The sequence below is a fragment of the Kitasatospora sp. UYEF31 genome (assembly GCF_057291755.1).
The window spans coordinates 83,303-103,673 of the sequence record NZ_JBXAWK010000005.1 but is presented as its reverse complement, the minus strand read 5'-3'; the positions used below and the strand labels follow the sequence as shown (position 1 = coordinate 103,673).

General features: G+C 67.1%; 22 protein-coding genes and 1 riboswitch. Of the genes, 15 read left to right on the top strand and 7 right to left on the bottom strand.

Annotation, left to right across the window (positions count from 1 at the left end):
* Nucleotides 1–457 precede the first annotated feature (457 nt).
* Nucleotides 458–772: a dihydrofolate reductase family protein gene (locus AC0Z36_RS04105; RefSeq protein ID WP_485461269.1), complete on the bottom strand. Its 315-nt coding sequence runs from the start codon at nt 770–772 to the stop codon at nt 458–460.
* A gap of 645 nt (nt 773–1,417) precedes the next feature.
* Here AC0Z36_RS04105 and AC0Z36_RS04100 point away from each other — a divergent pair.
* Nucleotides 1,418–2,293 (top strand): esterase/lipase family protein, encoded by an 876-nt coding sequence (locus tag AC0Z36_RS04100; RefSeq protein ID WP_485461268.1) that lies wholly within the window; start codon nt 1,418–1,420, stop codon nt 2,291–2,293.
* A 691-nt stretch (nt 2,294–2,984) separates the two neighbouring features.
* Here AC0Z36_RS04100 and AC0Z36_RS04095 read toward each other — a convergent pair.
* Nucleotides 2,985–3,254: an aldo/keto reductase gene (locus AC0Z36_RS04095; protein WP_485461267.1), complete on the bottom strand. Its 270-nt coding sequence runs from the start codon at nt 3,252–3,254 to the stop codon at nt 2,985–2,987.
* A 178-nt stretch (nt 3,255–3,432) separates the two neighbouring features.
* Between AC0Z36_RS04095 and AC0Z36_RS04090 the strand changes: the two genes are divergently transcribed.
* Both AC0Z36_RS04090 and AC0Z36_RS04085 read left to right on the top strand, forming a co-directional pair.
* Nucleotides 3,433–3,882, top strand: a complete 450-nt coding sequence (locus AC0Z36_RS04090) for a pyridoxamine 5'-phosphate oxidase family protein (protein WP_485461266.1) — start codon at nt 3,433–3,435, stop codon at nt 3,880–3,882.
* Nucleotides 3,883–4,044: 162 nt separating this feature from the next.
* Nucleotides 4,045–4,647: a CatB-related O-acetyltransferase gene (locus AC0Z36_RS04085; protein ID WP_485461326.1), complete on the top strand. Its 603-nt coding sequence runs from the start codon at nt 4,045–4,047 to the stop codon at nt 4,645–4,647.
* A gap of 102 nt (nt 4,648–4,749) precedes the next feature.
* On the opposite strand, the gene AC0Z36_RS04080 is transcribed toward AC0Z36_RS04085, so the two are convergent.
* On the bottom strand, nt 4,750–5,703 hold the full coding sequence (locus tag AC0Z36_RS04080; RefSeq protein ID WP_485461265.1) for a hypothetical protein: 954 nt from the start codon (nt 5,701–5,703) through the stop codon (nt 4,750–4,752).
* A 287-nt stretch (nt 5,704–5,990) separates the two neighbouring features.
* On the opposite strand from AC0Z36_RS04080, the gene AC0Z36_RS04075 reads away from it, so the two are divergent.
* From AC0Z36_RS04075 to AC0Z36_RS04035, 9 genes are all read left to right on the top strand, one after another.
* Nucleotides 5,991–6,698, top strand: coding sequence for an APA family fibronectin-binding glycoprotein (locus AC0Z36_RS04075; RefSeq protein ID WP_485461264.1), 708 nt, complete (start codon nt 5,991–5,993; stop codon nt 6,696–6,698).
* Between the two features lie 247 nt (nt 6,699–6,945).
* Nucleotides 6,946–7,170, top strand: a complete 225-nt coding sequence (locus AC0Z36_RS04070) for a hypothetical protein (protein WP_485461263.1) — start codon at nt 6,946–6,948, stop codon at nt 7,168–7,170.
* Nucleotides 7,139–7,717, top strand: a complete 579-nt coding sequence (locus AC0Z36_RS04065) for a hypothetical protein (RefSeq protein WP_485461262.1) — start codon at nt 7,139–7,141, stop codon at nt 7,715–7,717. The genes AC0Z36_RS04070 and AC0Z36_RS04065 overlap by 32 nt, the downstream gene beginning before the upstream one ends.
* Nucleotides 7,689–8,276, top strand: a complete 588-nt coding sequence (locus tag AC0Z36_RS04060) for a hypothetical protein (protein WP_485461261.1) — start codon at nt 7,689–7,691, stop codon at nt 8,274–8,276. Before AC0Z36_RS04065 ends, AC0Z36_RS04060 begins: the two co-directional genes overlap by 29 nt.
* 403 nt (nt 8,277–8,679) lie before the next feature.
* Nucleotides 8,680–9,645, top strand: a complete 966-nt coding sequence (locus AC0Z36_RS04055) for an anti-sigma factor RsbA family regulatory protein (RefSeq protein ID WP_485461260.1) — start codon at nt 8,680–8,682, stop codon at nt 9,643–9,645.
* Between the two features lie 157 nt (nt 9,646–9,802).
* Nucleotides 9,803–10,114 carry a DUF7134 domain-containing protein gene (locus AC0Z36_RS04050; RefSeq protein ID WP_485461259.1) on the top strand — a complete coding sequence of 104 codons (312 nt, stop codon included), beginning with the start codon at nt 9,803–9,805 and terminating at the stop codon, nt 10,112–10,114.
* A 105-nt stretch (nt 10,115–10,219) separates the two neighbouring features.
* Nucleotides 10,220–11,056 (top strand): sensor histidine kinase, encoded by an 837-nt coding sequence (locus tag AC0Z36_RS04045; protein ID WP_485461258.1) that lies wholly within the window; start codon nt 10,220–10,222, stop codon nt 11,054–11,056.
* A complete protein-coding gene (locus AC0Z36_RS04040) occupies nt 11,050–11,724 on the top strand; it encodes a response regulator (protein ID WP_485461257.1) in 675 nt (224 codons plus the stop codon). The genes AC0Z36_RS04045 and AC0Z36_RS04040 overlap by 7 nt, the downstream gene beginning before the upstream one ends.
* 114 nt (nt 11,725–11,838) lie before the next feature.
* Entirely contained in the window at nt 11,839–12,360 is a 522-nt protein-coding gene (locus tag AC0Z36_RS04035) for a hypothetical protein (RefSeq protein WP_485461256.1), read from the top strand.
* A gap of 22 nt (nt 12,361–12,382) precedes the next feature.
* Here AC0Z36_RS04035 and AC0Z36_RS04030 read toward each other — a convergent pair whose 3' ends face one another.
* Both AC0Z36_RS04030 and AC0Z36_RS04025 read right to left on the bottom strand, forming a co-directional pair.
* The gene (locus tag AC0Z36_RS04030) at nt 12,383–13,075 is read right to left on the bottom strand and encodes a nucleotidyl transferase AbiEii/AbiGii toxin family protein (protein ID WP_485461255.1); all 693 of its coding nucleotides are present in this window, start codon (nt 13,073–13,075) and stop codon (nt 12,383–12,385) included.
* Nucleotides 13,072–13,410: a hypothetical protein gene (locus AC0Z36_RS04025; protein WP_485461254.1), complete on the bottom strand. Its 339-nt coding sequence runs from the start codon at nt 13,408–13,410 to the stop codon at nt 13,072–13,074. Before AC0Z36_RS04025 ends, AC0Z36_RS04030 begins: the two co-directional genes overlap by 4 nt.
* 284 nt (nt 13,411–13,694) lie before the next feature.
* Between AC0Z36_RS04025 and AC0Z36_RS04020 the strand changes: the two genes are divergently transcribed.
* Nucleotides 13,695–14,246: a DUF1349 domain-containing protein gene (locus AC0Z36_RS04020; RefSeq protein WP_485461253.1), complete on the top strand. Its 552-nt coding sequence runs from the start codon at nt 13,695–13,697 to the stop codon at nt 14,244–14,246.
* 271 nt (nt 14,247–14,517) lie between these two features.
* Nucleotides 14,518–16,005 (top strand): DUF2079 domain-containing protein, encoded by a 1,488-nt coding sequence (locus tag AC0Z36_RS04015; RefSeq protein ID WP_485461252.1) that lies wholly within the window; start codon nt 14,518–14,520, stop codon nt 16,003–16,005.
* 422 nt (nt 16,006–16,427) lie between these two features.
* On the opposite strand, the gene AC0Z36_RS04010 is transcribed toward AC0Z36_RS04015, so the two are convergent.
* Nucleotides 16,428–16,559 carry a hypothetical protein gene (locus AC0Z36_RS04010; RefSeq protein WP_485461251.1) on the bottom strand — a complete coding sequence of 44 codons (132 nt, stop codon included), beginning with the start codon at nt 16,557–16,559 and terminating at the stop codon, nt 16,428–16,430.
* A gap of 246 nt (nt 16,560–16,805) precedes the next feature.
* Between AC0Z36_RS04010 and AC0Z36_RS04005 the strand changes: the two genes are divergently transcribed.
* Nucleotides 16,806–17,573, top strand: a complete 768-nt coding sequence (locus AC0Z36_RS04005; protein ID WP_485461250.1) for an alpha/beta fold hydrolase — start codon at nt 16,806–16,808, stop codon at nt 17,571–17,573.
* Nucleotides 17,574–17,644: 71 nt separating this feature from the next.
* Here AC0Z36_RS04005 and metE read toward each other — a convergent pair whose 3' ends face one another.
* Complete coding sequence (gene metE / locus AC0Z36_RS04000) at nt 17,645–19,939, bottom strand: 5-methyltetrahydropteroyltriglutamate--homocysteine S-methyltransferase (protein ID WP_485461249.1); 2,295 nt, start codon at nt 19,937–19,939, stop codon at nt 17,645–17,647.
* A 124-nt stretch (nt 19,940–20,063) separates the two neighbouring features.
* Nucleotides 20,064–20,285, bottom strand: a riboswitch (cobalamin riboswitch).
* Nucleotides 20,286–20,371 lie beyond the last annotated feature (86 nt).

Here is a 20,371-nt window from a genome sequence, read left to right as displayed (position 1 = left end):
AATTCGTAAGTGCACTTGATTAAGCCGTCCGGACGCAGCAGATCCACTGAGGTGAAGTGCCGCTCGGAGTGAATCGAAGGTATCTCTGCCATTACCGATGGTCAATGGTGAGTTTTCACAACACAAAACGGCAAAAGAGGGACAGTGATACTCAAATCGCCACATCTGCCGGCGATGTCCTGGGCAGATTTGGTCGAATATTAGGCATTTCAGCTTACGTATTCTTTGCTTAACTGACTCCGCTTTTTCCATTTCGATCATTCTTTTCCGGCTATTCGTGATCTCCATCGCCTTGATCCGTTGGTGGACGATCAGCTGCTGCACGGTCTGCCGTGGCGGGAGGTGGACAGGTTCCGCGATCGGGACAATGACCATGGCCGCCTGGACACCTGGGTGATGCGGCGAAACCGGTACTTCCCTCGTTTCATTCGACATGCGGCGCGCCGCCTCCAACCGTTTAGCGAACCCGGTAGTACAGATGCGTAACCCCGACTCCCTCGATGACCGTCGGATCACGCAGCTCGATCGGTGTTCCCTTCAAGCTGTCGAAGAAGCGGATTCCGTCGCCCAGCAGCACCGGCACCAGATTCACCCGTACTTCATCGAGCAGGCCCGCGTTCAGGCACTGCTGCGCGATGTCCGCCCCGCCGACGCCGATCCAGCCGTCGCCCGCGATGGCTTTCGCCTGGGCTACCGCGCTTTCGACTCCGTCGCTGACAAAAGTGAAAGGCGCATCGTCGCGCGGCCAGCCGGCGGGCACATCGTGGGTCAACGACCAGGACCGGCGCGCCCAGCGGGTGGTTGCCGCCCCAGCCATCGGTGAGGTCGAACATCCGGCGGCCCGAGACGATCGCGCAGATGTTGGCGAGGGTCTCGCGCAAGTGTCGCGCGCTCGCTTCGGACGTACGGAAGGTCATGTCGGGCCGGGCCGTGGGAGTTTCGACGTCGCCGTTGTCGTACCAGTCGAAGAGGTGGTCAACCCCGTCGGACGGGTCGGCGATGAAGCCGTCCAGAGACATCGTCATTTCGGCAAAAACCTTGGCCATCGGTCTGCTCCTTTTGGGTCCGGAAACCAGTCGCCTGGAGTTCGCTACCGCAAAACAGGGAACCTGATGCGTTCCTTGTCCGGGTGAGGGCTTTTTCGATCACCGGTGACCTACGGGAGTCGGTCGGAGGTGAGCGGCGGTCACTGGAGGGACGTGGAGGTGGGGAGGCACGGACGGGGGTGGCGCGATCCTCTGCGGGCAGTTCCGCCCACCGGGTGCCGCGAGGGTTCCGACTCCGATCAGCGAATTCTTTACCGCTCTGTGGCTGGCAAGCTTTGTTACTCACCCGTACTTTGATGTGCGCGCAACAAGCTCGTGATCCGCAGCACAGGCCGTTCCGGTGTAAATCGACTGACCTGCGAGGAGATCATATGAAGCTGTCCTGGAGACGAATGCTCGCCGCTCTCGCGCTGACGGTGGCGGTGATCGCGACGCCGACTGTGGCCAATGCCAACACCAACGCCGCTGCCCAAATCGCAGCAGCCCCGAGCAGCGGGTGGAACAACTACTCCTGCAAACCGTCGGCCGCCCATCCCCGCCCCGTCGTGCTTGTGCACGGCACCTTCGGCAACTCGATCGACAACTGGCTGGGCTTCGCCCCGTACCTGGTGCAGCGCGGCTACTGCGTCTTCTCCCTCGACTACGGCCAGTTGCCCGGCGTTCCGTTCTTCAACGGTCTCGGCCCGATCGCCGACTCGGCCCAGCAGTTGTCCGGCTTCACCGACCGGGTGCTGGCGAGCACCGGAGCCGCCAAGGTCGATATGGTCGGCCACTCCCAGGGCGGCATGATGCCGCGTTACTACCTGAAATTCTTCGGTGGTGCGGCGAAGGTGAACGCGCTGGTCGGCCTGGCACCGGACAACCACGGCACCACACTGCTCGGTCTGACCAAGCTTCTGCCCTACTTCCCGGGCGCGGCCGAGGCCATCCACGGTGTCACTCCGGGCCTGGCGGACCAGATTGCCGGATCGGAGTTCCAGCGCCGCCTCAACGAGGGCGGTGACACCGTCCCCGGCGTGCGCTACACGGTGATCGCGACCAAGTACGACGAGGTCGTGACCCCTTACACCTCGCAGTTCCTGTCCGGCTCCAACGTGCGCAACGTCAAGCTCCAGGACCTGTGTGCCGTCGACATCTCCGAGCACGTGGCGATCGGCCTGACCGACCGCATCGGCTGGCATGAGGCCGCCAACGCCCTCGACCCGGCCCACGCCACCACGACGAACTGCCTGTCCGCGTTCAGCTAGCAGGCCACTGAAAATCCAGGCCGGGCTCGCGACGCCCGGCACGCCCCCCGCCGCACCGCGCAGCGGCTCCGGCGGCGACTTGACCGTTGTGCGCGGGAGGCACCGCTGGGGCCGCCCGCACACAACGGTCAAGTCGCCCCGGAGCGTGGCCCAACCAACGGACTTCGACAGGCCAGCGCTTCAGGAAATTTGTGGCTGATCCCACCCACTCAGGGGCGAGTCCCTGCTGCACGTTCACCAGGCCAGCGGCGATGCCGTGACTGTGAGCGCCACGCTCTCCAGCCACGAACGACGACCTACGTTTAGCGACGAGGGAATGGGCAGTCTTTACGCAGGACGCGGTAACGGGTCGGCACTTCCGGTGTCGGCTCGAACTCGCCACAGAGAAGAGGGAAACTGATGTACATAGGTATCGGTACGGTCGTCCTGATCATCATTGTTGTGCTTGTCGTCATGTTCATCCGGCGCCGCTGAACCACCGGTCTCCGGTGCGGTGACAGCGCCGTCCCCGCAGCGCATCTCAGCAGGGCATTCCCCGCTGGCCGGGTTTTCGACGGCCGCCCCAAGGGCGGTGACCGGCCAGGGGGCACCCCTGATTGCGGCAGTGGCCTCCGCGGCCCGTACCGCGGGCAACGCCGCAGGGTGCCAAGGTGCACCCGGTCCCTGCGGCGTACGGAGCCGCATCGCAAGGTCACTGTTGGCCGACGGCCTCCAGTTCCGCGAGATCCTCAGCGTTGAGTCGCAGCCCGGCCGCCGCCACGTTCTCCTCCAGGTGCGCCACCGAGGAAGTGCTGGGAATCGCCAGCACAGTTGGTGACACCGCCAGGATCCACGCCAGTGTGACCTGGACCGGCGTGGCGGCGTGCCGGTCGGCGATGCGCTTGAGCTTTTCAACCCACGGGATCCTGGGGTTGCTCAGCGCCGGGCACACTGACGAGACGTCAGCGCGCCAGCTCGGCATGTCACTTCGCGCTTACCGTCGGCGCGTCGCCGAGCTGATGACGAAGCTCGATGCCGCATCGTGTTTCCAGGCCGGCATCCGGGCCCACGAGTTCGACAACGCGATTTCCTGTACTCCGTACGGCCGTTCCTTGATTTTGAGACGCTGCCCCCCGGACCTCGACTCTGGGAGGCAGCACATGAAACATCCGGTATCCGAGCTCGACGCCCGCTACAGCATGCCTGACGTGCCGGCGACGGACTGGGCCGTGGCACGCGAACTACTGCGCGCATCCGAGGTGTTCTGGCTGACGACGGTCCGGCCCGACGGCCGTCCGCACGTCACCCCGCTGCTGTCGGTTCTCCTGGCGGACGTGCGCTACTTCTCCACCGGGCCCCAGGAGCGAAAAGCTGAGAATCTCGTACGGAATCCGCACTGCGTCCTGACGACTGGCTGCAACACCCCCGGTGCGGGCCTCGACCTGGTCGTCGAAGGCGATGCCGTACGGGTGGACGACGATGCGCAGCTCCTGTCACGGCCTTCGGCTTCGGCAAGGGGCAGTTCAGTCAGACGCGGTGGAGTTTCAGGTCGTGAGCAGGATTGTGGTGACTCGAGCAGGATTGTGGTGACTCGAGCAGGATTGTGGTGACTCGAGCAGGCTTGTGGTGACTCGAGCAGGCTTGAGAAGGGTCGAACATGCTTGAGTAGGGTTGAGCTGAACCGGGCAGTTTTTGCGCAAGTGTTCTGAACGACCTTCTGGAGTGGTGCCGCCGTGAGTCCCCTTCCCCCTGACCCCACGGTGCTCCACCCGATGCCGGAGCAGCCGCGGGTGGTGTTGCTCACGCCGCTGGTGAAATCTCCGCTGATCGAGGTGGGGGAGTTCACCTACTACGACGATCCGGACGACCCGGCCGCGTTCGAGACCCGCAACGTGCTCTACCACTATGGGCCGGAGAAACTGGTCATCGGGAAGTTCTGCGCGCTGGGCGAAGGGGTGCGCTTCATCATGAACGGCGCCAACCACCGCATGGACGGCCCGTCGACGTTCCCGTTCCCCATCATGGGTGGCTCGTGGGCGGCGGACTTCGACCTCATCACTGGTCTGCCGGGCCGTGGTGACACGGTCGTCGGCAATGATGTGTGGTTCGGCTACCAGGCGATGGTGATGCCGGGGGTCCGGATCGGGCACGGCGCGATCATCGCCTCCGGCGCGGTGGTCACCGACGATGTGCCGGACTACGGCATCGTGGGTGGCAATCCGGCCAAACTCATCCGCACCCGCTTCACCGCACCGGACGTCGCCCGGCTCCTGGCCGTGGCCTGGTGGGACTGGCCGACCGAGCACCTCACCCGGAACCTGCGCACCGTCATGTCCGGCGGCATCGACGAACTTGAAGCCGCACAGCCGGTGTAGTGCAGCCGGTGTAGTGCACCTGGTGTAGCGGGTTCGTTGTAGCGCGTTCACGCGTGATCGGGGGGTGTTGGGTGTCGGAATCCGACACAACACACCCTTCCATTATTGGTTCCTGCGGTAGGTCAGGCCCAGCGACGGACGGTTCGCGTACTGCTGGAGGATCTGCCGCACCGTATCGACTACCTCGGACCCCCGCGTGCGGATCTGTACCGGCGTCACCGGGACCACCACAAGCCCGGCCACCTGCATCCGCTGCGCCTGGTCGGCGGCGTCCTCCCGGTCCGGGCCGACCTTGTCGAACTCCACGACCACACCCTCCCGGGCCCACAGTGCGTCGGTGCGGCACAGGAACACATCGCCCGTGGTGAAGAGGTCGACGTTCCACAGCGGTTCGGGCAGCCCGGAGGCCAGGACCAGCCGGCGGAAGTCCGCCGCCGGCAGCGACCGGATACCCGCGCCCAGCTCGTCAAGGACGAGGTTCACCAGCGCCCGGCCGCCGCGTGGCCCGGCGCGGACTTCGGCGACGAGTTCCTCGACCGGGCAGCGACCGCGCTGCACGGCTTCTACGACGGTCGCCCGCACCTTGTCCTCCTGGGACAGCCGACGGCAGGCGTCCACGACCGATCGGGCGTACGGGGCCAGGGGAAACCCATCGTGCTGCCACGCCTGCGGCAGCCGGGCGGTCCGCTCCCACACCACCCCGGGCAAGCCCTGATTGTTGCGCTCCCTGGGCACCAGGAGATGCACGTCAGGGCTGCGCGGGGTGTACTGCAGCCCGGCGAACTCCAGCGCTGTCAGCCCCGTCAGCATCGCCGCAGGACCGGCGTGCAGCAGTGCGGCACGCACCAGTTGACGCCGCGTCGGCGCGCCGGACGACGGCAGGACCACCGTCGGGGCCAGGCGCTGCCATGTGCCGCTCCGCAGTCGGCGGCTGCGCAGGCTGGGGGTGATGCCTGCCTGTTTCTGGTCGGCGACCGTGAGCAGACCGTCCTGTGCGGCGGCCTGCTTCTCCAGCCAGAGTCTGCGGTCGGCTTCGTCCGATGGTTCGCCCGTCATGGTGGCGACGATAGGGGGCGTACGGTGCGGTGGTCGACCATCCAGGGAAGTCCACCCGTACGGATGGGCCGGTTGGCGTCCTGAATCGCCGCCGCGCCGGTCATAGCAAAACCTATTTTGATCAAGGGGTGTCAGAAGTCGGAATCCGGCAATTGTCACTCCATCATCACCGGCGGGGTGGTGCCGCAGCCTCGCCGGTGCGGTAGCCGTCGGCGGCGCCAGCGGATCCTCCAGGCCCGGTTACTGTTGGCAGGCGATCCACCGTCGGCCCCTTGGAGTGACCTGTCATGCGTCGTACCGTGCCCGCCCGCCGCCAGTTCCGACGTACCTCTGTCGCGGTGTTCGGTGCCGTCGTCGCAGCGGTCCTGGCCACGTCGTGCGGAGGGTCCGCGCAGGACAAGGCTTCCCCCGCGGCGTCAGCTCCGCCCGCGGTGACCCCTTCGGTGACCCCTTCGGTGACCCCTTCGGTGACGTCTACGGTGCTCCCGCCAGTCAAGGCCTCCACCGTCACCGACGCCAAGGCCAAGGTCGCCTACGACCTGCCCGTCGGCTGGAGCGCCCAGGACCAGGACAAACTGCTCGGCTTCTTCACCTCAGTCGCCGGCGTGGAGAAGAAACCGGGGGCTCCGAAGAACGCGCCGACGGCGATGTACACCGTCGGCCTCCTGGACGCCAAGCTGTTCGCCGCGCAGCAGACCGACCTGAAGGGTGCCACCGAGCAACTGGTCAAGCAGTTCGCTGAGTTCTTCTACCCGGCCGAGGGCACGGACGTCGTCGTGGGCGACGCCGCGGTGAAGGTGGACGGCCGCGCGGCCTGGACGACGGCCATCCGCGTGGAACCGAAGAACCCGGCCGACCCGAAGATGCTCATGCGCGGCACGGTCATCACCGACGGCGACCGGCGTGTCTACACCTTCACGGTGGCCCAGCCCGCGGATACCAATCCGTACCTGACCGATCTCGACGCGATCGCCCGGTCCGTGCGGTTCAGCTGACCGGCCGACTGGTTTGATCTTGAGTGGGGAGTGACGTCACAGCGTCACTCCCCACTCAAGTCATCGCGCCGGCAGCGTGGGTCCCGGCTTCCTGAAGCAGGTGCCGTATAGAAAATCATGTCCGTCGCTACGCCTCCAACTTGCCGCCAAGACCGCAGAGTGACCGAACATTTCTCATACGTGAGAAAAATTCGATCGCGACCGGTACGTTGCCGGATCAGTAACTGAATCCGCACAGTAGGTGGCCATGACCGAGGACCTCACCTCGGGCCGACCCGGGGAAGACACCCGTACGCGCACACCGATCCTCGAAGAAGTCGTCCTGAAACCGGGCGAACCGGTGCCGCCGGCCAGCGTACGGATCGAAGCGACGGCGCTGGCACTCCTGCGGTACGCCCCCGGAGACCGCGCCCCTCGGCCCCGTCCGGCTCTGGTCGGAGGTGCTGCACCCGGGTGTCGGCGGCAGCAGTGACGCGGTTGCCGACGTCTACCACGCCGACCTGATCAGCATCCACCCCGACAGCGACCTGGCGGCGTTCAGCTCGAAACCCGCCACTTTCGACCAGGCGCTGGCGGTCGGCAACGGTGACTTCGGCAGCGTCAAGGACGCCGTACTGACCAACGGCTACTACCCGATCAGGGCGATGCACTACGTCCCGTTCGGAGCGAGCTTCGCGGACGCCGCCGCGCACCTGGACCGGCATCTGACCGCGCGACTCGACATCGGGCAGATGGACGAACAGCGGCGGACCGAGCTCCTCGACCTCCTCACCAGCCTTGTGGTGGACGAAACGCTGCGCTACTTCACCGACCGGCTCACCATGAACGGCCTGCCCGAAGTCCCGGGGAACCACCGACCACGACTGCGGGACGCAGCGGAGAAAGCCGCACAGGTGCGGCTCATCGGCGAGCTCTACAACGTCTGCTGGCAGGCGGGTGAAGACGGGGGCCTCCTGGGCGCAGAAGCACCCCCACTCGCCGCTCAGCAACATGACCGTCTTCGCGGTCAGCAGTTTTGAGGAACTCACCCAGAAGGCCGTGGACGACCCGGCCTGGGAGATCAAGTCGTTCAGCGGCGTCCAGCGGATCAGCATCAGCGCGCTCACCCGGATCGTGTTCTACGCGCTGCTCGAGGCGGATCCGTTCAGCGCGAGCCGGGCGGATATCGCCCGGAGACTCGCGGAGACACCCCTGCCCCTGGCGGCGGGCGGTACGCCCGGCTACGCCGTCTCGAAGGCGAAGCAGGCGACCCGGGTGGATGCGACCGAACGCTTTGAATTCATGTGCGAGAACACCGACCTGTGGGACCCGACTACCTTCCGCAAGGAGCAGGGGCAGCTGGAAGTGTCCTTCTTCGAAGACGAAAACGACGCCTTCGCCGAACTGTGTCGGGCCGCCGCGCACCGGCTCGCAGTCATGTACGACGAACTGGAAGGGGCGATCGGCGGGCGTTCGGCCGCACTGGCCGTCCTGTCCGGGGCCTCGCTGCTCGATCCGGTGGCCGAAGAGGGCCCCGGTGTTCTGGTGGCCGAGCTGCTGGTGGACCACGTGGACGCAGGACGGCTGTTACGAAGCTGACGGGTTGTTACGAAGCTGACGGGTTGTTACGAAGCTGACGGGTTGTTACGAAGCTGACGGGTTGATACGAAGCCGACCGGTTGATACGAAGCTGACGGATTGATACGAAGCCGACCGGTTGATACGAAGCTGACGGATTGATACGAAGCCGACCGGTTGATACGAAGCCGACCGGTTGATACGAAGCTGACGGATTGATACGAAGCCGACCGGTTGAAACGACATTTGCCGGCCGGTTGGTTTGTCCGGAGGCAGCCGGCCACACCGGCAATCCTTCCGGTGCCCGGGGATCAGTGTGCATCCATGGCAACTGGGCAGCGATTGACCGATGCCCGGATATGGTCCACTGCTGCTCGGACCTGCCCGGCTACGCCGTCACGCAGACTGCCGTGGAGCTGACCTGATGAACGATCGCACCGTAGTCGCCGCAGAGGAGGGGGCCGGTTTCCGGCACGAGCTCTACGCGTACGACGGCGACGCTCAATTCCGGACCGGCGTTCTGTCCTTCATCGATGACGCGCTGGCGGGCGGCGAAGTGGTGCTGGTGGCGGTCGCCGAACCCAAGGCGCGGATGCTCCGTGCCGGACTCGCGGGACTTTCCGATAGTGACGCGGCGGCCGGCGTCGTGTTCCTGGACACCAGCGCGATCGACCGCTACCCCGGTCGGCTGATCCCCGCCTGGCAGGACTGGATCACCAAACGCGCCGGCACGGGTCAGCCCGTACGCGGAATCGGTGAATCGCAGTGGAGCGGTCGCAACGCGGTGGAGACCGCCGAGTTGCGCTATCACGATTGGCTGCTCAACCAGGCGTTCGCGAACTCGCCCGCCTGGTGGCTGCTTTGCCCGTACGACACGGCAACGGTCGACCCGGCGGTGCTCACCGCCGCCAGGGGATGCCATCCGCTGAGATTCGCCGACGGGACCCACGGACCGAACGCCGGATATGCGGAGGAACCCTTCGTCTTCGATGATTTGACCTCGCGGTGTGATCCGTACGAGGAACTGGCTTATAGATCAGGCCAGATCGCGGCGGTCCGGGCCAAGGTGACCCGGTGCGCGACCGGACACGGGATCGTCGGCCCACGCCTCCGGGAACTCCTGGTGGCCGTCACCGAGGTCGCGGCCAACAGTGTGAAGCACGGCGGCGGGCGTGGCACGCTGCGCACCTGGGTGCAGGACTCGGTGTTCATCTGCGAGCTCCGTGACCAGGGATATATCGCGGACCCGATGGTGGGTCGCGTACGGCCGACGCTGGACCAGGTCGGCGGGCGGGGGATGTGGCTGGTGCACCAGTTGTGCGACCTGGTCCAGATCCGGTCCAGTGTGCGGGACGGGACGACGATCCGGTTGCACACGATTCTGACCTGAGGACCACGCCCGGTGGAGGGACTGAGTGCCCCGCTCGCTGGAGGGACTGAGTGCCCCGCTCGCTGGAGGGACTGTCGAGATCCCCCGTGCGGGCGAGGTCAGGAGCCCCGGCCGGTTGGCATACTGACGTGATTCCGCGTGTTGGGGGTTTCTCGTCATGCTTGTTCCATCCGCCCTCATAGCCGCCTATTCGCGTGTGTACAAAGCCGCAGGCGATGCGACACAACGGATCGTGGACTGGCCCCGGCACGCTTCGCCGTACCTCGTCGACGGCATCGTCGCCGGGTTCGTCCAGGTGCTTGTGTCGATCCCGTTCATCGTCTGGCAGCCGAACATCACGTGGATCGGCTTTGTCCTGCTCACCGGCACTGCGGTCCCGCTGGTCTGGCGGCGGCGCTTTCCACTCGCCGTGACGCTCGCGATCACGGTGTTCTCCATACCCGCGTCGTTGTGGCACCGGCCCGGGTAGCCGTTCCAGTTCGGGCTGGCGATCGCCTTCTACACGCTGTTCTTCCTGGGGGCGCGCTGGCAACGGGTCTGGCTGACGCTGTCCTTCCTGCCGATCACGATCAGCGTGGACTACGCCAAGCACCAGACTCCGCAACAGGCCGCGTTCGACGCGATCTCGCTGGCAGCCGTGGCCGCGTTCGGGACGGTCGCCCGCAACCGCCAGCAGCGCATCGCCGACATGGAGGAACTGGCCCTCCGCCTGGTGCGCGAGCGGGCCCTGGAGACGAGCCGGACGGCCGCGGAGATCCAACGGGCAGCCGTACGGGAAAGGGCCCGCATCGCGCGCGACATGCACGACATCCTCGCGCACGCGGTCAGCCTGATGACCGTGCAGGCCGAGGCCGGCCCTGTGGTGGTGCGCAGCGATCCGGACCGGGCCGAGGCGGTGTTCGACGCGATCGCCGAGGCAGGGCGGGACGCGATGGTCCAACTGCGGCGGATCCTCGGGACTTTGAAGGAGGACCGCGGTGTGGTCGCGCGGGAGCCGCAGCCCACGGTGGCGAGTATCGAGGAACTGGTGGTGCGGGTTTCGCTGGCGGGGTTGCCGGTGGCGTACGCGGTGCGCGGGGTTTCGCAGTTGTTGCCGTCCGACGCGGAGATCGCGGCTTACCGGATCGTGCAGGAGGCGCTGACGAACACGGTGAAGCACGCGGGTGCGCGGGCGGCGTCGGTGGAACTCGCTTGGGGTGACGAGGAGTTGGTGGTTCGGGTCGTCGACGACGGGGGTGGGTCCGGGCGGGTGCAGCCCGCCGCACCCGGCTACGGGCTGGTCGGAATCCGCGAACGCGCGACGGCCTGCGGGGGAACGATGACGGCCGGGCCGCGGACGGATGAGCCCGGCTTCGAGGTCACCGTACGACTGCCTTTTGACGCTGTGTCCCGGAATGTGACGGCATGGTGATCCGGGTGGCGGTCGCCGACGATCAGGAGTTGGTGCGGAGCGGCTTCGCCATGATCCTGGACGCGCAGCCGGACATCGAGGTTGTGGTGGAGGCCGGGGACGGCCTGGAGGCCGTCGAGGCGGTGCGGGTCCACAAGCCGGATGTGCTCCTGCTGGACATCCGCATGCCGCGCATGGACGGCATCGAAGCGGCGCGGCTCGTGACCGCAGGGGGGAGCGGCTGCCGGATCGTCATGCTGACGACTTTCGACGTCGACGAGTACGTCTACGACGCGCTTTATGCGGGGGCGAGCGGGTTCCTGCTCAAGGACGTCCGGCGTGACGACCTCGTCCACGCGGTGCGGGTGGTCGCGCGCGGCGACGCGCTGCTCGCACCGTCGGTGACGCGGCGTCTGGTCGCCGACTACACCCGGCGGCTGCCCCGTGCCGACCCGCACCCGGTGCCCGTCGGCGGACGCCTCGCGGCTTTGACCGTACGGGAGTTGGAGACACTGAGGTGCCTCGCCCAGGGCATGTCCAACGCGGAGATCGCCGGGTCGCTGGTGGTCAGCGAGCATACGGTCAAGACCCACGTGAGCAACGTGCTGTCCAAGCTTGGGCTGCGGGACCGGGTGCACGCGGTGATCTGTGCCTACGAGTCAGGCTTGATCATTCCCGGAGATCTATAAGGGTTATCCCCTAGATGGGCGAGGCGCGGAGTTGGGCCACACGGGCGATGTCCGCAGCGGCGTGACTGACGAGGATTGAGTTCAGCCCACTGATCCGCGTCTCGGGAGTCGCTCATGAATCACGCTGCCCTGTCTCTTCCCGGTGCCGCCGTTGCCGACTCCGACTCCGACTCCGACTTCGAGGCCGAGGCCGAGGCCGACTCCGACTTCGAGGCCGTGACTGACGCCATGACTCCGGACGAGGATTACGAGTCGCCGCTCGCTGGCTGCCGGGTCAGAGTTGGCCGGGCCACCCTGGACCGGGTCGCCTATGAAGTCCACGTGGGCGGGCAACTGCTCGACGTGGCCGTCGCCGGAGGCGACCTCGGCCCGACGCTGCTGTGCGGCACTCTGCGCGGCCCGAGCTGGTCCGTCGCCTGGGGGCTGGTGCCGGTGGGGGTGGAGCCGACCGGGATCGTGGTCGTGTTCCGGTCCTACGGCAGGGGGTGTGCGGTGACTCCCGTGCTGGTGACGGAAGGCTTCTGGATTGCGGAGACTCCCGGCCGGTTCCGCTCGATGACCGTGACTGCGGGCGGGGTGTGGACGGACGAGTCACGCATCCGCACCTCAGTCATACGCCGCAGCTCGCGGGCCTGACCGGGCAGCGACCCGGCGGCTGTCACCAGTCGTCGGCGTCCGACTCCTCAGCCAAACGCTCGGCCAGGTCGTCGGACCAGCGCGTCGACCACTGGTGCAGGCCCGCGATGTCGTCCTCGGACAGCCCGTACACGGCGTAGGACTCGTCGGGGAAGAACGACACGAACTCGAGGTGGTCGAGGACTTCGCGAGGGTCGAAGTCCGGTTCGTGACGGCGGCCCAGATCCTCCAGCTCGATGAAGGAATACCGGTCCCGCAGGGCGTACAAATCCACCGCGTCCCTGGGCGTCGACCGATCGTGTAGCGCGCGCACCTTCAGACCGACGGCGTCTTCGAACGCAAGAGCTTTTACGGATTTTCCCGCCGCAGTGGTTACCGTCAGGTAGCCCGGGATCAGTGCTTCCTTCAACAGGTCGAGTTCCAGTTCGCCACCGCCACCGGGGAGGGTGAGCACCAGCCGCGCCGAACGGGGCGAGGACTCCAGGAGCCGCACGCCGTAGCCGAGCATCGTGTAGTGCGCCGCGACGTCGTCGGCGACCGTCGCCAGCGGAGCTGCGGCGCTGGTGGCGAAGTCGAGATCCTGCGAAGGCCGGGTGAGGACCTCGTGCGCGCGGAACGCGTAGCCGCCGGCGAGGACCAGCGCGTGCCTGGCGAAGACCGGCTGCCCGTCGTCGAGGACCTGGGCGTGGTCGGGCGGCAGGTCGTGCAGACTCACCGGGTGACCGCGGGCAGCGGCATCGGGAACTGCGACTCCCAGGCCTGCCGGATGTGCCGCCCGAGCATGCGGCGGATGCCGGGCCACAGCTCCACGAGCAGCGTGGGGTTGAGGAGACGCTCCAGATCCGCGCGCTGGCCTTCGGTGAGGACCTGGACGTACAACATGATCCGCTGCCGGTCGTCGCCGAGGTCGAAGGACCGCAGACCTGACCAGCAGACGTCGACTGGCAGATCGACCGTCCCGGAACCGGGGCCGTGCAGGGCGTCCAGGGACGCGGGCAGCCGATCGCTGATGTGCGCGAAGCGCGCCGGGAGCCCGGACTGGACGGTCATGCTGCCCATTATCGCGGACGGGGCCTGGGGGTGGTTGTGGGGTTCGGGGTTTTCGCGGTGCGGTGCCGCGGAAACGCACGGGCCGCTTCCCGGGGTTCTTGCGCCGAATGCGCGACGACTGGCACGGCCCCTGAGCTGGACGGCAACGTGAACGCCTGCGACCTGCGATTACTACACTGAGCGATATTGAAGCTGCTGTGCGAAAACAGACATCTCTGCTGCATCCGCAGCGCCTTCCCTGGACAAGCGGCGCCTTCCCTGGACAAGCCGCACCTTGCAGTGCCTTGTTCGATGAGCTCTACGACCAGGCCGGACTCCTGGTCCGGGTGGATGAGCAGACCTGGATCAAAGCCGACATCGAGATGACCGACGGTGTGCCGCACCACCCGGGCACTGTGGGGGAGTTCGACGCTTCAGCCCCGCCCAACTCCGGCATTGGGCATAGTGGCCCTGGTGTTGGTATCTGCTGGTCCAGCACCACACGAGTGGAGATGACCATGACTGAGCAGCTTCCCGCACCCACTGTTGTCGAGGTAACAGACGGGTGGCTTGATCCTGCGGATCTGACGAAGGGGACCCCGGTCAGCATCGCCCACTACCCGGACATGAAGGCTGAGGACACCATCGTGCTGTCCTGGGGTGGGCGGTCCGTAACCCACACCGTGACACCAAAGGAGAACAAGGCGGTCGAGCCCCTCACGATCGTGGTTCCCGAAAGCGTGATCCGGGAGGTCGGAGACTCCGACGGGCTCGTGATCAGGTACGAGATCAGAGACGTCGCGGGCAATAGGTCCCGTTCCGAAGCGGCGACGGTGACCGTCGTCGTGTACGGGTGACAGCGCCCGAAACCAGCAAGACGTCACGTACCTGACCGCACGGCCCGGCGCGGGGTGGAACTTTTCTCCAGCCCGTCGGGGGCGAAGCTGCGCAGCGTCGGGCCCCGCCCGCGAGCGCCGCGCCGGGCAGCGGCGTGGCCGCCGGTGCCGGCGCGGCGCTCGGAAAGTGGTCGACGCGGTCGCCGGATCTGGTCGAGGGCGCATTCCGGATTCGTGTCGGATGCCACACGCTACGCAAGCGGTCAGGTCGGATAGAGCATGATATTGGTCAATGTCTAGCTCCCAAACACTCATCCATGAACACGTCCCGGTCCAGTGGACCGGAGGCAGCGAAACTGCCGGGGACGATGACCGGCCGGCCGGCCGGTTCCCCATCCCGCCGTGGGTGCTGGCCAGCGCCTTCTTCTCGGTCTACGCGGTGTACGCGCTGCTGAGGCACCGCCGCATGGAGACCCACGCGTACGACCTCGGCCTGTTCGAACAGGTGGTGCGCGGTTATGCGCACTTCCAGGCCCCAGTGTCGGACATCCGCGGTCCGGGCTTCAACGTCCTGGGTGAGCACTTCAGCCCGGTCCTGGCCCTGCTCGCCCCGCTGTACCGGGTCTTCCCCGGCGCGGGGACGCTACTGGTCGCCCAGGCGTTCCTGCTCGCACTGTCCGTCGTGCCGATGACCCGGATCGGCCGCCGGGTCATGGGCCATCTCGGCGGCACGGCCTTCGGTGTCGCCTACGGGCTCGGCTGGGGCATCCAGAGCGCGGCCTCCTTCGAGTTCCACGAGGTGTGTTTCGCGGTGCCGATGCTGGCCTTCGGCCTGGAACAGCTCCTGAAAAACCGTTACACCACAGGGTTCCTCTGGCTACTGCCACTCGTCTTCGTCAAAGAGGACCTGGGACTGACACTGGCCGCTGCCGCGGTGTTCCTGTACATGCGCGAACAGCGACCCCTCGCACTCGCCGCCGTCCTCACCGGGTTCAGCGCATTCCTTCTCACCGTCTTTGTCCTCATCCCGGCGATGAACGCCGACAATACATATGCGTTCTGGGGAAACTTCGACGGCACCACACGGTCGGGCAACGCCCAAACCGGCCAGAGCCTGGCGTCGGTGCCTTTTGTCGACAGGCTGATCGGGCTGCCGCGCGAACTGTTCTTCCCCGGGCAGAAGTGGATGACGCTGTTCACCCTGCTGCTCCCTACCGGGTTCATCGCCCTGCGGTCACCGCTTGTCCTGATGGCCGTGCCTACGCTGCTGTGGCGGCTCAGCTCCAGCAACCAGTACTACTGGGGTACGTCGTTCCACTACAGCGCGGTCCTGATGCCCATTGTCTTCGCCGCGTTCGCCGACGCGCTGCCGCGCCTCAAGGTCTCGAAGCGCGACCTCCTGCGCAGGTACGCCGCCAAAGCGGTGATCATCCCGCTCGCCGTGTCTGTCACGCTGAGCCGGGACTTCCCGCTGATGGACCTGCTGCACCGGCCCATCTGGCGGGTGAACCAGAACATCAACACCGCACAGGCCCTGCTCAACCGCATCCCCGACGGAGCAAAGGTGAGCGCCACCGAACGCCTCGCCCCGCAACTGACCGCACGCACCCAGGTCACCCGCACGCCCGAAACGCTGTCGGGCCCCGGCTGGGCGATCGTCGACAACTGGGACGGCAAGGAAGCGTGGGCCGACTACTGGATCGAGGGGCTGGAGACCGCGGGCTTCCGGGAGGTGGACCGGGGCGGCGGGGTCGTGCTGCTGCGCCGGGAAGCCGGCTGACCAGTAGATGTATTCGCCGGAGAAACTCAACGCCGGAATGACAACCCAGACGAGCAGCCAGCAGGCCAAGATTCCGGTGGTGACCCCGCCGAGTACGCAAAGAGCGCAGCCTGCGCTTTCAACCGGGAGTGGGGGAGTTCCCCCGTGGAGTAGGCCCGTACGGCCTGCTCGAAGATTCCCATGTCGATGCCGGTGTGGAGCGTCCGGTGCTCGGCGACACTGTAGAGCGTGTAGATGAGGAGACCGGAACCCTGGACTGAGGAGACCGGAACCCTGGACTGAGCAGACCAGAACCCTGGACTGAGCAGACCGAAGCGACTGTAGGACCGGACTTCGCTGTACGGCGGCACGGGAAAACAGGACCCGCGGCACGGATATACGTGGCCCTCCGCTCCCGGAAATTGAGAGCGGAGCGCCCGCCCTCAGACGGTGCGGTCGATTCCCCGCACAGTGCGCGCCAACGCGAGCATCTCCTGCTGCACCGCGACGGCTTCCTCCTTGCGGTCAAGCAGCACAAGTGCCTCGCGATACGTCTTCAGGATTTTGTAGAGCACAGCCGGCCGGTTCGGGTGCCGCCGCAGGTCCGCCTGCCGGCAGACGTGTGCGGCCCTGGGGGTAGTCGCTTCAAGGTTTGAGAAGGGTGCCCTGCGTCCTACCGGCGACGGATCTGAACAGGCATGATGGGGTCACACAACCTCCGCGTCGGCCCGAGTTCGGTCTCAAGTGCCCGGTTGGGGGTGCTTATAGGACGAACCCGTTGAACAATCCGGCAGCGAAGTCCGCGGGTTAGAGTCCCCGGTATGACGCTTTCTCATGATGCGGCTGGGAACGGTCCCACAGTGGTCCTGCTCCACTCCTCAGTGTGTGACCGCCGGATGTGGGAGCCACAGTGGCACGCGCTGCTCGCCGCTGGTTACGGCGTAGTGCGCTGCGATTTCCGCGGGTTCGGGGCGACCCCGGTCGCGGATCGCCCGTACAGCGATGCGGAGGATGTCCTGGATCTCCTCGACGCACTGGGTATCGGGCAGGCTGCGCTTGTCGGTTCCTCGTACGGCGGCGCGATCGCCCTTGAGGTGGCGGCCCGTTGGCCCGACCGGGTGCGCGCACTGGCCCTGTTGTGCGCCGACATGCCTGGTCACGCGCCGACCGATGCGCTGACAGCGTTCAGCGCGCGCGAGGAGGCGCTGATCGAATCCGGCGATATCGCCGGGGCGGTGGAACTCAACGTTGACACCTGGTCAGGTCCAGACGCCGATGCGCCGACCCGGGGCGCAGTGCGGCGGATGCAGCGGCACGCGTTCGACGTGCAACTGGCCGCTCTTGAGGACTTCGCCCGGCTCGAAGCCGATGTGGACCTGACTGCGATCGCAGTTCCTGTTGTCGCGGTCTCCGGGGCGCACGATCTGCCGGATTTCCGGCAGATCGCGGCGCTGCTGTCGGACCTCCTGGCCGACGCCCAGCACTTCGAGCTCCCCTGGGCCGGGCATCTGCCCAGTCTGGAGCGGCCCGAGGAGACGACGGCGTTGCTCACCGGGTTCCTGCACGCAGTGACCGCAGGGCCGAATTGATCATGGGGATCCGGTGATTTCGACGCCCGGGACGGGCGTATTGTTCTGCGGGATCCCCATGATCAACAACGTCAGGCCAGTTCCGCCCGGACCTGCCGCGCCGCCTCAACCAGGTGCTCCAGCGAGCTGCGGGTCTCCGCCCAGCCCCTGGTCTTCAGCCCGCAGTCCGGGTTCACCCAGAGGCGTTCGGCGGGGATCGCGACCAGACCCGCGCGCAGCAGCGACACCGACTCGCTGACGCTGGGGACCCGCGGCGAGTGGATGTCGTACACGCCCGGTCCGACCTCGCGCGGGTAGCCCGATCCGGACAGTTCGTACGCGACCTCCATATGCGAGCGGGCCGCTTCCAAGCTGATCACGTCCGCGTCCAACTCGTCGATCGCGGACAGGATTTCACCGAACTCGGCGTAGCACATGTGCGTGTGGATCTGCGTGTCCGCACGGACACCCGACGTGCTCAGCCGGAACGCCTCAGTTGCCCATTCCAGGTAAGCCGGACGGTCGGCCGCGCGCAGCGGTAGCGTCTCACGCAGCGCCGGCTCGTCCACCTGGATGACAGCGGCACCCGCCGTCTCCAGATCGGCGACCTCGTCGCGCAGCGCCAGCGCGACCTGGCGGGCGGTCTCAGCCAGCGGCTGGTCGTCGCGCACGAACGACCACGCGAGCATGGTGACCGGCCCGGTGAGCATGCCCTTGACGGGACGGTCCGTCAGCCCCTGCGCGAAGAGGAACCAGTCGACCGTCATCGGCGCAGGCCGCGAGATGTCACCCGCGAGCACCGGCGGGCGGACGTAGCGCGTGCCGTACGACTGCACCCAGCCGTGCCGCGTCGCCAGGTAGCCGCCCAGTTGCTCAGCGAAGTACTGCACCATGTCGTTGCGTTCGGGCTCACCGTGCACCAGGACGTCCAGGCCGGTCTTCTCCTGGAAGGCGATGACCGCACGGACCTCCGCCTCCATCCGCTTCCGGTACGTCGTCATGTCGATGTGTCCGTTGCGCAACTCCGCGCGGGCGGACCGCAGTTCGGTGGTCTGCGGGAACGAGCCGATGGTGGTGGTCGGCAGGAGGGGGAGGTTCAGCCGGGTGCGCTGGGCCGGAGCGCGTTCCGGGTAGGGCTGGGCGCGACGGGTGTCCTGGTCGGTGACGGCGGCGGCACGCGCGCGCACCGCGGGGTCGGATCCCGTACGGGAGAGGAGGTCCGCGCGGTTTGCGGCCAGTTCGGCGGCCACCGCGTGGACGCCCTCGCGCAGGCCGCGGGCGAGCAGACTGGTCTCCCCAGTCTTCTGCCGGGCGAATGCCAGCCAGCGGGCGACCTGCGGGTCGAGCTCACGCTCGACGGCGGCGTCCAGCGGGACGTGCAGCAGCGAGCACGACGGCGCGACATCGACCCGCTCGGCCAAGCCCAGCAGGGTCGCCAGGGTGGTCAGCGACTGTTCGAGGTTGTTGATCCACACGTTGCGGCCGTCCACCACACCGGCGATCAGGCGCTTGCCCGGCAGTCCGCCGACCGCGGCCAGACCGGCGAGGTTCGCTTTCGCCGCCGGGCCGGTGAAGTCCAGGCCCAGACCCTCGATCGGGGCCTTGGCCAAGACCGGCAGCGCCTCCCCGGCGCGGTCGAAGTAGGTCGCGACGAGGATCTTCGGCCGGTCGGTGAGGTTGCCCAGTTCGCGGTAGATCCGGGTGGCGGCGTTCAGCTCGGCCGGGGTGCGGTCCTGGACCAGGGCGGGTTCGTCCAGTTGGACCCAGGTGGCACCGGCGGCGCGCAGGTCCGCGAGGATCCCGGCGTAGACCGGGAGCAGCCGGTCGAGCAGGGTGATCGGCTGGAAGTCGGCGGCCACGCCTGGAGCGGGCTTGGCCAGCAGCAGGTAGGTGAGCGGGCCGACCAGCACGGGGCGGGCTGTGTGGCCCAGGGCGAGCGCTTCGCGCAGCTCCCCGACGGGCTTGGCCGGGTTCGCGGTGAAGACCGTGTCAGGACCCAGTTCGGGTACGAGGTAGTGGTAGTTGGTGTCGAACCACTTGGTCATCTCCAGCGGTGCGACGTCCTGGGTGCCGCGCGCCATGGCGAAGTAGCCGGCCAGCGGGTCCGCGGCCACGGCCGCGCGGTGGCGGTCGGGGATCGCGCCGACCATGACGCTGGTGTCCAGGACATGGTCGTAGAGCGAGAAGTCGCCAGTGGGGACTTCCTGGACCCCGGCGTCGGCCAGTTGCCGCCAGGCGTCCCGCCGCAGACCGGCGGCGGTGGAGTGCAGAGCGGCTGCGTCGGTCCTGCCGGCCCAGTAGCCCTCGACCGCCCGCTTCAGTTCGCGGTCGGGGCCTTGGCGGGGGTAGCCGTACACGGTGCTGACGGTTGCTGCGTTGGTTGCCACGGAACTCTCCTGCGCGAGTCTGAGGGAAGACCCCGGGACTGTACAAAGGCGTGCGACGACAACGGTGATGACCAACCGCTCCGCCGACCCGCCCTCGAGGTCACCGAGAATCACCGCGGGCGAAGAACGCCTGCGGGCAGAGGCAGGTCTTCGGACTCGCGGGCACGCCGGGCCGGCTGGCCTGGCACCTAGTGGCCGTCGCTTCCCGGGCCCTGATCAGGGCTCAGTGCATGTGACGGCGTTCGTTCCCACTCACCGCTGCGGGGCAGTCCCGGAATCACACCGGGTTCCCTCTTACGACGCCCCGGCTGGCTGACGGGGCGAACCTACTGCGGGCAAAAGCCTAGACGGAGTGTCAAGCGGGTGCTGGCGGGTGTCCGCATCGCGGACGGGTGGAGGCGGAAGGGCGGGGTAGGTATCGGGGCGGGGAAC